General features: G+C 69.2%; 11 protein-coding genes. 6 read left to right on the top strand and 5 right to left on the bottom strand.

The features are described 5' to 3' along the window. The first annotated feature begins 79 nt into the window (after positions 1 to 79). Complete coding sequence (locus QSK18_RS24540; RefSeq protein ID WP_285623772.1) at positions 80 to 1,033, top strand: DUF4862 family protein; 954 nt, start codon at positions 80 to 82, stop codon at positions 1,031 to 1,033. 12 nt (positions 1,034 to 1,045) lie between these two features. Here the strand turns inward: QSK18_RS24540 and QSK18_RS24535 are convergent, their stop codons facing one another. Together QSK18_RS24535 and QSK18_RS24530 are read right to left on the bottom strand one after the other, a co-directional pair. Continuing rightward, positions 1,046 to 1,597 (bottom strand): NADPH-dependent FMN reductase, encoded by a 552-nt coding sequence (locus QSK18_RS24535; RefSeq protein WP_232813481.1) that lies wholly within the window; start codon positions 1,595 to 1,597, stop codon positions 1,046 to 1,048. Continuing rightward, positions 1,590 to 3,488 (bottom strand): arylamine N-acetyltransferase, encoded by a 1,899-nt coding sequence (locus QSK18_RS24530; RefSeq protein WP_285623769.1) that lies wholly within the window; start codon positions 3,486 to 3,488, stop codon positions 1,590 to 1,592. Before QSK18_RS24530 ends, QSK18_RS24535 begins: the two co-directional genes overlap by 8 nt. Before the next feature lie 130 nt (positions 3,489 to 3,618). On the opposite strand from QSK18_RS24530, the gene QSK18_RS24525 reads away from it, so the two are divergent. Both QSK18_RS24525 and QSK18_RS24520 read left to right on the top strand, forming a co-directional pair. Further along, a complete protein-coding gene (locus tag QSK18_RS24525) occupies positions 3,619 to 4,152 on the top strand; it encodes an META domain-containing protein (RefSeq protein ID WP_285623767.1) in 534 nt (177 codons plus the stop codon). A gap of 101 nt (positions 4,153 to 4,253) precedes the next feature. Next, positions 4,254 to 5,285, top strand: coding sequence for an arabinan endo-1,5-alpha-L-arabinosidase (locus tag QSK18_RS24520; RefSeq protein WP_285623765.1), 1,032 nt, complete (start codon positions 4,254 to 4,256; stop codon positions 5,283 to 5,285). A gap of 14 nt (positions 5,286 to 5,299) precedes the next feature. On the opposite strand, the gene QSK18_RS24515 is transcribed toward QSK18_RS24520, so the two are convergent. After that, positions 5,300 to 5,839 carry a DUF4352 domain-containing protein gene (locus QSK18_RS24515; RefSeq protein ID WP_232813477.1) on the bottom strand — a complete coding sequence of 180 codons (540 nt, stop codon included), beginning with the start codon at positions 5,837 to 5,839 and terminating at the stop codon, positions 5,300 to 5,302. 63 nt (positions 5,840 to 5,902) lie between these two features. After that, positions 5,903 to 6,709 (bottom strand): nucleotidyltransferase domain-containing protein, encoded by an 807-nt coding sequence (locus QSK18_RS24510; protein ID WP_285623762.1) that lies wholly within the window; start codon positions 6,707 to 6,709, stop codon positions 5,903 to 5,905. Positions 6,710 to 6,889: 180 nt separating this feature from the next. Between QSK18_RS24510 and QSK18_RS24505 the strand changes: the two genes are divergently transcribed. Beyond that, positions 6,890 to 7,507, top strand: coding sequence for an MSMEG_1061 family FMN-dependent PPOX-type flavoprotein (locus tag QSK18_RS24505; RefSeq protein WP_285623760.1), 618 nt, complete (start codon positions 6,890 to 6,892; stop codon positions 7,505 to 7,507). A 2-nt stretch (positions 7,508 to 7,509) separates the two neighbouring features. Here the strand turns inward: QSK18_RS24505 and QSK18_RS24500 are convergent, their stop codons facing one another. Continuing rightward, entirely contained in the window at positions 7,510 to 8,583 is a 1,074-nt protein-coding gene (locus QSK18_RS24500) for an alpha/beta hydrolase (protein WP_232813474.1), read from the bottom strand. 236 nt (positions 8,584 to 8,819) lie between these two features. On the opposite strand from QSK18_RS24500, the gene QSK18_RS24495 reads away from it, so the two are divergent. Together QSK18_RS24495 and valS are read left to right on the top strand one after the other, a co-directional pair. Then, positions 8,820 to 10,511: a RecQ family ATP-dependent DNA helicase gene (locus QSK18_RS24495; protein WP_232813473.1), complete on the top strand. Its 1,692-nt coding sequence runs from the start codon at positions 8,820 to 8,822 to the stop codon at positions 10,509 to 10,511. Positions 10,512 to 10,566: 55 nt separating this feature from the next. Beyond that, positions 10,567 to 13,194, top strand: coding sequence for a valine--tRNA ligase (gene valS, locus QSK18_RS24490; protein WP_285623757.1), 2,628 nt, complete (start codon positions 10,567 to 10,569; stop codon positions 13,192 to 13,194). The last annotated feature ends 249 nt before the right edge of the window (positions 13,195 to 13,443 follow it).

Raw genomic sequence — 13,443 nt, 5'->3', positions numbered from 1 at the left:
ACTTAATTGCTCGCCAGAAATGCGTCAACCCCCACAAATCGCCCGCAAGGTCCGTTACGCGCTACGACGGAGGAATCAGATGACCAGCCTCGAGGGGCTCTTCCTGGCCGCCTACATCACCGCACCCGCCGACCCGGCGGGGGAGGACGCGTTCTTCGACGGCGTTGCCGAGCTGGGGCTCAGCGGCCTCGAGTTCGCCCTGGCCCCGGCCGGCACGCGCACCCTGGAACCGGCCTGGATCCGGCAGCACGTCCGGCCCGACTGGGACCTGGTGGTCTCGCTGGTGCCCTCGATGATGGTCGCGCTGGGCCAGAACCCGTTGTACGGGCTGGCTTCCGACGACGAGACCCACCGCCGCGAGGCGCTCGCCGACGTCGCCCGGGCCCGCGACCTGGCTCGCACCCTGGCCGACGAGTACGGCACCCGTCGGGTCGCCGCCATCGAGGTGCACAGCGCTCCGGGGCCACGAGGTGGCTCCCGGTCGGCGTTCGAACGCTCCCTCACCGAGATCCTGGAATGGGATCTCGCCGGCGCCGAACTGCTCGTCGAGCACTGCGACGCCTACGTTCCGGATCAGACTCCGGCCAAGGGGTTCTTCCAGCTGTCGGACGAGATCGCGGCCGTGCAGTCTTTCGGCCTGCCCTCCGACGTGCTGGGAATGAGCCTGAACTGGGGCCGTTCGGCCATCGAGGGGCATGGCCCGGATCTCGCCCTCGAGCACATCGCCGCGGTCAACGAGGCGGAGTTGCTACGGGCCTACATCTTCTCCGGTGCGACCGGTGAGGACACGGCCTGGGGGCCGGCCTGGACCGACATGCACATCCCCGCCCACGGTTCGGACGCCGCTCTGGCCTCGGCGGCCGCGTCTCTCCTCGGTCCGAACGAGATCGCGGACACCGTCAAGGCGCTCGGCGATGTGCCGCGGACCGGGCTGAAGGTCGCAGCCCGGCCCCGGGACGCCGATGTCGCCACCCACCTGGCTGTGGTCACCGCCAACCTGACCCAGATCGCCCAGGCTCGAGCGGCCGGATGAGCGGAACGCCGACTAGAGAGCGAACGCGCTGGTCGCCCGCGCCTGCCGTAGTGCTTCCGACCACCAGGCCAGCTGCCCCAGCATCGTTGCGGCCGCCGAGTCCGGATGCCGGGGTTCGCGCAGCTTGCCCTGCTCGTCGAACCGATCCCAGGCATGGGGGAGGCTGACCGCGGCCTGCACGGTGACGGCGTGAAGCTCGGCGAAGACCAGGCGCAGCTGCTCGACCGCGCGAAGCCCGCCCGAGATGCCGCCGTAGGAGACGAAACCGATGGGCTTGGCCTGCCATTCGGCCACGACGGTGTCGATCGCGGTCTTCAGGGCTCCGGGGTAGCCGCGGTTGTATTCGGGCGTGATCACCACGACGGCGTCGGCGCGTTCGATGCGCTTGGTGAAGAGTTCGGTGTCGCCGCCGCCGGCCAGGTGGTCGGGGAGGTCCAGCGTGGCCAGGTCGATGACGTCGGTGCCGGGCGGGACATGATCGAGGAACCAGGTGGCCACGGTGGGGCCGAGGCGGTCTTTGCGCACGCTGGCGATGATGACGGCGAGCTGGCCCAGGTCACTCATGGCCGGCCTCCTTCTGGGGAGAAAGAGACGCGACCAGGGCGGAGATCTCGGCATCGGTGAGGGTGGGGGCGAAGTCTGAGCGCAGGAGGTCGGTGAACTCGCTGTCGCTGAGTTCGCGCTGTTCGGTGGGTTGGCCGGGGCGTTCGATGCTGTAGGTGCGGCCACGCAGGGCCCGCACCGAAGTTTCGTCTTTACGCACGACGATGGGGCGATGGGTGAAGGGGGAGTTGGGGTTGGTCGAGGTGTTGAAGTTGGCGGCCTCCACATCGACGAAGTACTGCAGTTCTTCGGCAAAGGTCTGGATCGTCTTGCCGAACTCACGCAGGTGCCAGACGTTGTCCGGGGTCTGCTGAAGCTCGTACTGCCAGACGCCCTGCTGCTGCGCTGCACCTGAAGTGAATGGCAGGGGAGTGAGCAGGCCGGAACCGAACCCGACGTCGGCCAGCCACTGCTGCTCCTGGGTGGCCACTCGGAGCACGAGATGGGATCGGGAGCGGACGATTTCGGCTGGGTCGCCGACGCGGGCCAGAATGCGGGTGACCTGAAAGCCCAGCCGTTCGGCGACGGCTCCGAACAGCATGCCGTGCTCGTAGCAGTAACCCCCGCGCTGCCGATCGACCAGCTTGGCCTGCACGTGCTCCAGGTCGACGGCGATGCCGCGGCCCAGGATGACGTCGAGGTTCTCGAACGGGATGCTGGCCACATGGGCGCGGTGCAGGGCGGCCAGGGTCTTCTCGTCGCTCTCCAGTGGTCCGGTGTGTCCGATTCGCTTCAGATAGGCTTCGAGATCGAGGTTCTCGCTCTGCCACTCGGTGGTCACGGGTGCGGTTCCTTCCGGGCGATGATTGCGGACGAGGGGTGCGGGGCCGGTGCTGGAACGGGCGACGAGGTGGGTCGGGAGTACTACCTGTTCCTCGGTGTAGGTGGGGTCGAGCAGCAGACGGCCCATCAGGCGGCCCTTTTCGTGGATCGGCTGCCGAATCGTGGTGAGCCCGAGGGTGGCTGCGGAGGGAATGTCGTCGAACCCGGTGACCGAGATGTCGCGCCCGGGCCGAAGTCCCCTCTGCTGAAGAACCTTGAGGACGCCGGTGGCCATGACGTCACTGTCGGCGGCGATCGCTGTGGGCATGTCGGGTTGGTCGAAAAACCCAGCTGCGTCGGGCGAAGGCGAATTCTTGCCGCCGCTGACGACGCGCACGCGAGCTCGTGGGCCCAGGCCCTCGCGCAGCCCGGCCAGACGCAATCTGGAGTAGCGCGTGAGGTGACTTTCGTCGTCGAGGCTCACCGACGTCCATTGTTGGTGAAGGCTGTAAACCACGAAGACCACGTTTTGATGCCCGAAACCGGCCAGATGTGAACCAAGTTCGCGGGCGGCGGCACGGTCGTCGATGGCGACGAACGGTCCGGACTCGTTGATCGACTCCCGCACCATCGGAATGTGGCGGTCGCGCAAGACCTGGACCGCCGGATGCTCGTCGGTCAGGTTGTCGGCCACCACGGCCGCGTCGATCACCGCGCGCTGCACGGCGTCGAGCGACTTACGCAGCTCGTCGGGGCCGGAGCCAGCGGCCGCCAACGGGATCAGGACCAGGCCCGTCCCGGTCTGCTCGGTGATCTCGGCCAGACCCCCGAGCATGGCCAGAAGATAGGGGTCCTTGAAGGCCTGGGAAAGACCGACCGTGAACAGGACTCCGATCGCCTCGGCCTTGCCGGTGCGCAGCGAGCGGGCCGCGGCGTTCGGCCCGGAGTAGCCCAGCTGCCGGGCGACCTCGAGAATGCGCACTCTGGCCTGGGCAGACAGCCGATCCGGGCGGTTGAAGGCGTAGGAGACCTGGGCCGTGGACACCCCCGCGGCGGCGGCCACGGACTTGAGGGTGGGGCGCGGTCCCATCTTTCCTCCCGACGGTGTTAATCAATTAACATCAGCGTCGCCCAAGCTCTTCGCTCCGTCAAGGCCGCATGGGGAACCAATCCGGGCGGCGGGCCGTCCAAGGTTCGGCACTGGTGAGGGAGGTATTTCGATGAGCCAGAAATTGAGGACGGCGGTGGTCGGCCTGGTCCTGCCCGTCCTGTTGGTCACGGGTTGCGGAGAGCAGGGCGAGCCCGTGGCCGAGGGGACCGCGCTGGTCGGGTCCAACGTGGCCGAAGACATCGTGGGCCGGTGGTATCCGCTGCGGATCGAGGGGTACCGCCTGGATCCGGTGTTCGCGGACTCCTGGGCCGATGCCTATCTGGAGTTCGACCAGGGTGAATGGACCGGCAGCGACGGGTGCAACGGCCTGCGCGGTACCTACGACCTCGACGCCGGCGGTGCGTTCGAGCAGAAGGAGATGGCCTCCACCGAGATCGGCTGCGCCAACGTGCCGCACTACGACGTGCTCGACCGGGCCACCACTGTGCGGGTCGAGGACGACACGCTGATCTTCAGTGCGGACGAGGAGATCGCGCGGTACACCCGTTCCGAGAACCCGGCCCCCACCCGGACCGACGCTCCCTCGCCCGCCGCGTCGATCGTCCAAAAGAAGACCGAGCCGGACGTGCCCCCGGGAACTTGACCTCGATTTGAAGGTCCCGAAAGCAACCTGAGAGCGCCCGGAACCGACCTCACTGGCGTCGGCCGGCGACCCGCCGGCACCGTCGAACCAGGAAAGGTGCCATGTCCAGCGTCTTCTCAGTGCGGTCGGGAGCCCGGAAGGGCCGGATCCGGCTGGCGTGGCTGCTCGCCGCCGCGGTCGTGACCGCGGCGGTCGTTCCGGCGACCCTGCACCTTCGTTCTGCCGGTGCGGCCAACTACCCCGGCCCGGGTGCGGTCTCGGGCAACATCGCGGTGCACGACCCGACCATGGTGAAGGGGCCGGACGGCACCTACCTGATGGCGGCCACGGCCCCCGGCATCGCGCTGCGCACCTCCACCGACCGCACCAAGTTCACCTACACCGGGCTGGCCTTCCCCAACGGTGCCTCCTGGACGGACGAGTACACCGGCCAGTCGAACGCCAACCTGTGGGCGCCGGACCTCTCGTACCGCAACGGCAAGTTCTACCTGTACTACTCGGCCTCGTCGTTCGGGAAGAACAAGTCGGCGATCTTCCTGGCCACCAGCACCACCGGCAAGCCCGGCAGCTGGGCCAACCAGGGCAAGATCTACTCCACCACGACCAGCAGCAACCACAACGCGATCGACCCGAACCTGATCGTCGACCGGCAGGGCAAGTGGTGGCTCTCGCTCGGCTCGTTCTGGACCGGGATCAAGATGATCGAGCTGAACCCGACCACGGGCAAGCGGATCTCGAGCAGCTCCACGGTGCACAGCCTGGCCTCCCGCACCGGGAGCACGGCGATCGAGGCGCCGGCCATCATCTACCACGCCGGCTACTACTACCTGTTCACCTCGTGGGACAACTGCTGCAAGGGCAAGGACAGCACCTACAAGATCATGGTCGGCCGCTCCAAGACCATCACCGGCCCGTACAAGGACCGGCCGGGCAAGCTGCTCACCGCCGGCGGGGGCACCCAGATCCTGGGCACGCACGGCAGCATCGTCGGCCCGGGCGGGCAGTCGCTGATCCAGGACGGTGACGGCGACGTGCTCGTGTACCACTACTACGACGGCGCCGACAACGGTGTGGCCAAGCTCGGGATCAACCGGCTGACCTGGGACTCCTCGAACTGGCCGGTGGTGAGCTGATCTGACGGACCGGCTCAGCGCACGTCCAGTTTCACCGTCTCGCCGGCCAGTTTCAGGTTCAGGGTGTCCGGTTCCTCGTCGGCCGGGATGAGGAACTGCAGCTCGACCGTGCGGGTCTTGCCCGCGGCCACCTCGACGGCGTCGTCGGTGCGACTGTCGTAGGAGCGGGCCAGGTCGGTGCGCAGGGACTGGTCGGCACCCGGCACGGGCACGGGGCGGTCGGAGGTGTTCTGCACCTTCACCGCCACCGTGGCCACCTGCTGGTCGGTCTTGGCCTTGAGGTCGGAGACCTTGGCCTCGGCCGGTACCGAGACCACGAGAGTGACGGCGGTCGAGGCCGGGCCCTGGGTCAGCCGGCCCTCGACCGTCGCCTCCTCGCCCAGTTCGGTGGCTGGCACCAGAAAGGCCGGCAGCTTGCCGTAGTGCAGGGCGATCGCCCCGGCGAAGAGCAGACCCGCGACAGCCAGCGCCGAGAACACAGCGGGCCAGCTGCCGCGTGGGTCAGGGGGTTTCTGGGACGAACCGGACCGGCGCTTGCCGTTGTCGTCCGCCATGTCTCCCCTTCGTCTACGCCGCTGTGGCACCTCGGGCGAGCATCGGGCCCAGCGAGCCGGAGTTCAAGCCCAGTCCCAGAACCGGCGGTGCACGTTGACCGCCCACTCCTCGATCGTGGCCGTGTCGGCCCGCTGCGGCAGGGGAGTGCGGCCGGACTCCAGCGCCTGCACCACCTCGGCCGCCACCGCGTCGATCTCGTCCAGCACGGTCTGCAGCTCTTTCACCTGCCCGGACTTCACCTCCAGCACCCGCTGCCGCTCGGCCTCGGGCATCGGCAGGGTCAGTCGGCCGTGCTGCGCCAGTTCACGGCCCTGCATGGCCAGGCGGAGGGCGTGCGAGGCGTACTTCGTGTCGTATCCGTACCGTTCCACCAGCTCAGGACGGTTCGGCACCTTCCGCCCGCCGTTGACCAGGGCCTTGCGCTGGGCCTGCATGAACCCCAGGACGCGGGTGGCCGCGGCCTGCGAAAGGAAGGACTGCCGCAGGGCCCGCAGTTCGTGCCCCAGTTCGTTGCAGAACAGCAGATCCGGTTCGGGCGCGAAGAGCGGCAGCAGCGCGGTGGGGTTGCCCTTCACCGCCAGCCGCAGGTATTTCCGCAGGCTGTACATGACCAGGTCGGTGTCACCCGGCCCGGACCGGGCTCCCTCGGCCTGGGAACGGGCCACGTAGCTGTCACGGGTGTAGCCCAGCCCGAGCAGCCAGCGGGCAGGCTCGACGAACAGGCCCATCTCGTCGTGGTCGTCGGTGCCGGCGATGGCGATGCCGTGCAGCCCGGAGCCCACCGTGCAGCGCAGGATCTGGCCGGCCTCGGCCACCGTCCGGTCCCCGTACTCCAGCACCGGCTCGGTCAGCAGCTCCCGAACGTCCATGTCGACGACCTCCACTCCGTGCCCTGTTTTTGGGCAGTCGGACATCGTGCAACAGCGGGCCGGTCCGGCGCCACCGCAATTTTCCGTGGTGCTCGACACGGTTGGTTGCGACGCCAGTTGAGGCTTGCCTAACCTGGCGGGCGAACCAGTGGACGACGAGACGGTGCGGTGTCGCGGCAGATGAGCCGAGTGATCACGAACGAGGCGGAGCTGCGCGAGATCGTCGAGCTGCCGCATCCGGACATCGCTTCCAAGGCGGTGGGCCGGATCGACCCCGAGTCCCGGCGCTTCATCGAGCTCAGCCCGTTCTTCCTGCTGGCCACCACCGCCGAGGACGGAACCTGCGACGTCTCACCGCGCGGTGACCCGGCCGGGAACGTGCTGGTGCTGGACGAGAAGACGATCGCCTTCGGCGACCGGCGGGGGAATCGTCGCCTGGACAGTCTGCGCAACATCCTGCAGTCGCCCCGGGTGGGCATGCTGTTCGTGGTGCCCGGGATCAGCGACACCATCCGGGTGAACGGCCGGGCCCGGATCGTGACCGACGCGCCCTACCTGGACCGGATGACGGTGAAGGGATCCGCGCCCCACCTGAGCGTGGAGGTGGCGGTGGAGGAGCTGTTCTCGCACTGCAGCAAGGCTTTCGTGCGCTCGAGCCTCTGGGACGCCGCCACCTGGCCCAGCCGCCGGGACGTGCCGACCGGCGGGCAGATCGCCAAGAGCCAGCGCGAGCTCGAGGTCGAGGCGAAGCTGATCGACGACATGCTCGCGCTGGACGCCCAGCACGGCCTCTACTGAGCTCAGCGGGCGAGGTTCTGGTCGAGGAACGCGCGTACTGTCTCGAAAGTCGGGGCGGGCTGGTCGGTGCGGGTGAGGTTGCCGCCCTCGGTGGTGTGGACGACCACTTGCGGGGTGGGGGCGGAGCCGGTCAGGTAGGCATCGGTGTGCCCGGCGTCCTGCACCAGGCTGAAAGTGGCTGGGGCACCGGCGTCGTGGTAGGCGCCGAACAGGATCTGCGACTGGTTGAAGGGCACCAGGAGGTCGGCCGTGCCGTGGGTGATCCAGATGGGCGGGGCCTCGGCGGTGACGTAGGTGGCCGGGTTCGCGCGGCGGGTGGCCTTGGGGCGGGTCTGGATCGGGAAACCCATGAGCTGCGACTCGGGCGACGAGCCCGGATTGTGCTTCTGGCCCTCGGGAAGCCGGTGCTTGTCCATGGCCAGGAAGTTGGTCGGGCCGAAGAGGTCGACGACGGCCTGGACCTCGCTGGACTCCCCGGGATTGCCCAGATCGCCCTCGAGGAAGGCGTTCCCGGCCGAGACCCCGGCCATGACCGCGCCCCACGCGCCGCTGCTCGTGCCCATGGTGGCGAAACGTTGCTTGTCCAGGCCGTATTCGTCGGCGTGGGCGCGTAGCCAGCGGATCGCCGCCTTCACGTCGTGCACCTGGGCCGGGAACTTGGCCTGGGCGGAGCTGCGCACGTTCAGGCCGACCACGGCGTAGCCGTGCTGGGCCCAGAGGCCGGCCAGGTTCTCGGCGCCGACGGTGCCGCTCAGGTCGGAGGTGGTGGACTTGGTGTCGTCGCTGCCGAAGGCCGAGCCGGCCTGGAAAAGCACGACCGGGAAGGGGCCTTGGACGCCGGTGGGCACGTAGAGGTCGAGAAGGTGCGCCCGGCCCACCGCCTCGGCGTAGGCCAGATCGGCGTGCTTGATGTGGCCCGGCTCACTCGAAGGAGTGCTGGTGGCCGGAGGCGTGGACTCGGCGCGCGAGGTTCCGGCGCAGGCGGTCAACCCCGCCAGGGCCAGTGCTGCCAGTCCGGCTCGTCGGGTGAGGCCTTGGCCAGAGGTCGGACGCCGGCGGGGTGCGGGGAAGGGCATGGCCTCACCCTAGGTTCGACCCGCCTCATGCGGGAACACCTGCCCGCCTGGTGGAGGACGTGGCCTCGATCGCGTTCCGGTGGCGCCCGGACGGCGAGCTCATTCGGGCCAAACCGTCCTCGGCGACAAGTGATCTGGCGGAATCTGCCGCGACCGGTAGCGTGACCGTTGCACCACGGTGGGTGGTGAATCGCGCCGGGCGTGCCCTCCGTCCCGGTTTCCACCAGGATAGGCGTGTGAAGTTGGTACCCCTCTCGACCCGCATCCGTAAGCTGGCCCGAACGCGGCTCGGCCTGGCCAAACTGCGCCCCGGGCAGCTCGAGGCAGTCAAGGCCCTGGCGAACGGCCGGGACGTGATGGTCGTGATGCCCACCGGGGCGGGTAAGTCGGCGGTGTACCAGCTGGCCGGTCTGCTGCTGGACGGGCCGACCGTGGTGGTCTCGCCGCTGATCGCCCTGCAGCGCGACCAGCTGGCCAACCTGGCCCGGCACGGTGAGGACGCGGGGCTCGGCGCGGTGGCGGTGAACTCGGCGCAGAGCCGGGGCCGCACCGACGAGGCCTGGGAGTCACTGACCACGGGCGATGCGGAGTTCGTGTTCCTTGCCCCGGAGCAGCTGGCCAACCAGGAAGTCCTGGAAAGGCTGGCCGAGCTGAAGGTCTCGCTGCTGGCGGTGGACGAGGCGCACTGCGTGTCGGCCTGGGGGCACGACTTCCGGCCTGACTACCTGCGCATCGGTGACGTGGTGGAGACGCTCGGGCGGCCGCGGGTGGTCGCCCTCACCGCCACCGCGGCCCCGCCGGTGCGGGCGGAGATCGCCGAACGGCTGCGGATGAACGATCCGGTGCAGCTGGTCACCGGTTTCGACCGGCCCAACCTGGAGCTGGAGGTCCGGCGGTTCGTCGAGGCCCGGCACAAGGAGAAGGCCGTGGTCGAGCGGGTGGCCGAGCTGAAGGGCAGCGGGCTGGTCTACACCGCCACCCGGCGTTCCACCGAGGAGTACGCGGAGGCGCTGCGGGCCGAGGGCCGCAGCGCCCGGGCCTACCACGCCGGGCTGAAGGTGGCCGAGCGCGAGGAGGTGCACCAGGCGTTCCTGGCCGGTGAGGTCGAGGTGGTGGTGGCCACCAACGCGTTCGGGATGGGGATCAACAAGGCGGACGTGCGGTTCGTCCTGCACGCCGACGTGCCCGACTCGATCGACTCCTACTACCAGGAGATCGGCCGGGCCGGCCGTGACGGAGACCCGGCGCTGGCCTGCCTCTACTACCGCCCCGAAGACCTGTCGCTGCGCAACTTCTTCGCCTCCGGCGGCCCCGACGAGGACACGTTGACGCAGGTGGCCGGGGCGGTGCGCAAGCACACCAAGAAGGAGGGCCCGGTGCCGGTGGGGGAGCTGCGCGAGCAGCTGGACCTCACCCACACCAAGCTCACCAACGCGGTGAACCTGCTCGAGCAGGCCGGGGCCGTACAGGTGCAGGACGACGCGCTGGCCTACACGGACGTGAGCGTCCCGGCGGCCGCCGCGGTGGCCGCCGCGGCCGAGGTGGATGCCGAGCACACCCGGATGGACAAGTCCCGGGTGGAGATGATGCGCGGTTTCGCTGAGACCACCGGGTGCCGGCGGGAGTTCCTGCTCGGCTACTTCGGTGAGGAGCTGGACACCGGGGACGAGCCGGGCTGCGGCAACTGCGACACCTGCAAGTCGGGTCTGGTGGCCGAGCAGGAGGCCGAGGCCGAGGATCTGCCGCCGGAGATCGCGGCGGTGCGCTTCGACACCAACGAACGCGTCCGGCACCGGGAGTGGGGACCCGGGGTGGTGATGCGCGACGAGGCCGACCGGATCACCGTGCTGTTCGAGCAGGTGGGATACCGCACGCTGGCCCTGGCCGCGATCGCCGCGGACGCGACGCTGCTGGTCCGCGAGGCGTAGCGGGGTTGTCCACAGGCGGGAAACGGGGTCGCGCCGAACCGATAGAGTCGGATCCATGGGAAGCCCGAAATCTGCCGTCGACGGTCTCGAAGCCCGCTGGGGCGAGACCTGGGAGCGCGAAGGTACGTACCGGTTCGACCGGACCCGTGAGCGCTCCGAGATCTACTCCATCGACACCCCGCCGCCGACCGTATCGGGCTCCCTGCACGTCGGTCACGTCTTCAGCTACACCCAGACCGACACGATCGCCCGGTTCCAGCGCATGTGCGGCCGCGAGGTCTTCTACCCGATGGGGTGGGACGACAACGGTCTGCCCACCGAGCGCCGGGTGGAGAACTTCTACGGCGTGCGGTGCGACCCGTCGGTGCCCTACGTCGAGGACTTCACGCCCCCGGCCAAGGTCCCGTCCAAGCGGCAGGACTTCGTGGCGGTCGGCCGGCGCAACTTCGTCGAGCTGTGCGAGCAGCTCACCGCCACCGACGAGAAGGTGTTCGAGCAGCTCTGGCGCACGCTCGGGCTCTCGGTCGACTGGTCGCTGACCTACTCCACGGTCTCGCAGTACTCGCAGAAGATCAGCCAGCGAGCCTTCCTGAAGAACTTCGAGCGCGGCGAGGCGTACTCCTCCGAGGCGCCCAGCCTGTGGGACACCACGTTCCAGACGGCGGTGGCCCAGGCCGAGCTGGAAGACCGCGACCGTCCGGCGGCCTACCACGACCTGCGTTTCCACTCTGTCTCGGGCGCCTCCGGCGACGGGGTGACCATCTCCACCACCCGGCCGGAGCTGCTCGCGGCCTGTGTCGCGCTGGTCGCCCACCCGGACGACGAGCGGTACCAGCCGCTGTTCGGCACCACCGTCACCACCCCGGTCTTCGGGGTCGAGGTGCCGATCGTGGCGCACCGGCTGGCGCAGCCCGACAAGGGCACCGGCATCGCCATGATCTGTACGTTCGGTGACCTGACCGACGTCATCTGGTGGCGTGAGCTGGATCTGCCCACCCGGCCGATCATCACCAAGGTCGGCCGCGTCACCTCCGACACCCCGGCCTGGCTCGCCACCGAGGCCGGCCGCGAGGCGTTCGCCCAGATCGCCGGCAAGTCGGTCTTCGCGGCCCAGCAGGCCACCGTGGAGATGCTGAGGTCCTCCGGCGACCTGCTGGCCGACCCCAGGCCGATCACCCACCCGGTCAAGTTCTTCGAGAAGGGTGACCGGCCGCTGGAGATCGTCACCAGCCGGCAGTGGTACATCCGTAACGGTGGCCGCTCCGAGCAGGTCCGCGACGACCTGATCGCCCGCGGTAAAGACCTGCACTGGACGCCGGAGCACATGCGGCACCGGTACGAGAACTGGGTCGAGGGCCTGAACGGCGACTGGCTGGTCTCCCGTCAGCGCTTCTTCGGTGTGCCGATCCCGCTGTGGTACGCGCTCGACGCCGACGGCGAACCGCAGTACGACAAGCCGATCGTCCCGGACGACGCGCAGCTGCCGGTCGACCCGCAGTCGCACGTGCCGGCCGGGTACACCGCCGAACAGCGCGACCAGCCGGGCGGTTTCACCGGCGACCCGGACGTGATGGACACCTGGGCCACCTCCTCGCTGACCCCGCAGATCGTCACCGGGTGGAGCGAGGACGAGGACCTGCACGCCCGCACCTTCCCGATGGACCTGCGCCCGCAGGGCCACGACATCATCCGCACATGGCTGTTCTCGACCGTGGTGCGCAGCCACTACGAGCACGGCAGCCTGCCCTGGACGCACACCAACCTGTCCGGCTGGATCCTCGACCCGGACCGCAAGAAGATGTCCAAGTCCAAGGGCAACGTGGTGGTGCCGTCCGACCTGCTGGAACAGCACGGCGCCGACGCGGTGCGGTACTGGGCCACCAGCGCCCGCCTGGGCGTGGACACGGCGTTCGACCCGGGTCAGATGAAGATCGGCCGGCGGCTGGCGCTGAAGATCGTCAACGCCTCCAAGTTCGCGCTGGGCTTCGGCTCGGCCGAGGGCGCGGGGGCCGAGGGCGCGATCACCGATCCGGTCGACGAGGCCCTGCTGGCCCAGCTGATCACCCTGGTCGAGCAGGCCACCGCGGCGTTCGAGGCCTACGACTACTCGCGGGCGCTCAAGCTCACCGAGGAGTTCTTCTGGCAGTTCTGCGACGACTACCTGGAGCTGGTGAAGGATCGAGCCTACGGTGAGGGCCCCGGGGCCGTCTCGGCCCAGACGGCGCTGCGCACCGCGGTCTCGGTGCTGCTGCGGCTGTTCGCGCCGTTCCTGCCCTACGTCACCGAAGAGGCCTGGTCGATGGCCTCGACCGGGTCCGGGCAGCGGCTGCCGGGCTTCGGCGCCGGCTCGATCCACCGGTCCAGCTGGCCCGCCCCGGTCGAGATCCGTGACCTGCTGAAGGGCTCGGACGAACCGGCCGCCGGCGAGCTGTCGGTGCTGGCGGTCGCGGCCGACGTGCTGCGTCAGATCCGCAAGACCAAGTCCGACGCCAAGAAGTCGGTGCGCGCCGAGGTCGAGAAGGTCGTGGTGTCCGACACCGCCGCCCGGATCACGGCCGTGCAGGCGGTCATCGGTGACCTGCGGGCTGCGGGCACGGTGGCCGAGCTGGTCACGGTGGCGGTCGACGAGGCCGACGCCAAGGTGGAGGTCACGCTGCGCGAGACGGAGCCGACCGCGAGCTGACGCTCGGGCGAGGCTGGACGGTCGGCCCAGCCCGATCAGCACAGCCCGGTCGACGCAGCCCGGTCGTCGCAGGCGGCACTCATCCCTTCCGGGGGCTTGGGTGCCGCCTGCGTCGTTCCGGGCTAGGGCGTGTCCTGCGGATCTTGTTCATGATCGTGTGCAAATGATGGATTCGTGGTTGGACGTGGAGAACTGACGGATAAGGCGTGGGCGGTTATCGAGCCTCTGCTGCCCCTGGAAACAGGGCAG

The organism is Kineosporia sp. NBRC 101677 (assembly GCF_030269265.1).
Classification (GTDB): domain Bacteria; phylum Actinomycetota; class Actinomycetes; order Actinomycetales; family Kineosporiaceae; genus Kineosporia; species Kineosporia rhizophila.
The sequence above is the reverse complement of the archived record's forward strand: the minus strand, read 5'-3'. Positions and strand labels throughout refer to the sequence as shown.

Coding starts and splice junctions, on each gene's coding strand:
- QSK18_RS24505 (WP_285623760.1), top strand. CDS start 6,890: ATGAGCCGAGTGATCACGAACGAGGCGGAGCTGCGCGAGATCGTCGAG.
- QSK18_RS24520 (WP_285623765.1), top strand. CDS start 4,254: ATGTCCAGCGTCTTCTCAGTGCGGTCGGGAGCCCGGAAGGGCCGGATC.
- QSK18_RS24510 (WP_285623762.1), bottom strand. CDS start 6,709: ATGGACGTTCGGGAGCTGCTGACCGAGCCGGTGCTGGAGTACGGGGAC.
- QSK18_RS24530 (WP_285623769.1), bottom strand. CDS start 3,488: ATGGGACCGCGCCCCACCCTCAAGTCCGTGGCCGCCGCCGCGGGGGTG.
- QSK18_RS24500 (WP_232813474.1), bottom strand. CDS start 8,583: ATGCCCTTCCCCGCACCCCGCCGGCGTCCGACCTCTGGCCAAGGCCTC.
- valS (WP_285623757.1), top strand. CDS start 10,567: ATGGGAAGCCCGAAATCTGCCGTCGACGGTCTCGAAGCCCGCTGGGGC.
- QSK18_RS24535 (WP_232813481.1), bottom strand. CDS start 1,597: ATGAGTGACCTGGGCCAGCTCGCCGTCATCATCGCCAGCGTGCGCAAA.
- QSK18_RS24525 (WP_285623767.1), top strand. CDS start 3,619: ATGAGCCAGAAATTGAGGACGGCGGTGGTCGGCCTGGTCCTGCCCGTC.
- QSK18_RS24540 (WP_285623772.1), top strand. CDS start 80: ATGACCAGCCTCGAGGGGCTCTTCCTGGCCGCCTACATCACCGCACCC.
- QSK18_RS24515 (WP_232813477.1), bottom strand. CDS start 5,839: ATGGCGGACGACAACGGCAAGCGCCGGTCCGGTTCGTCCCAGAAACCC.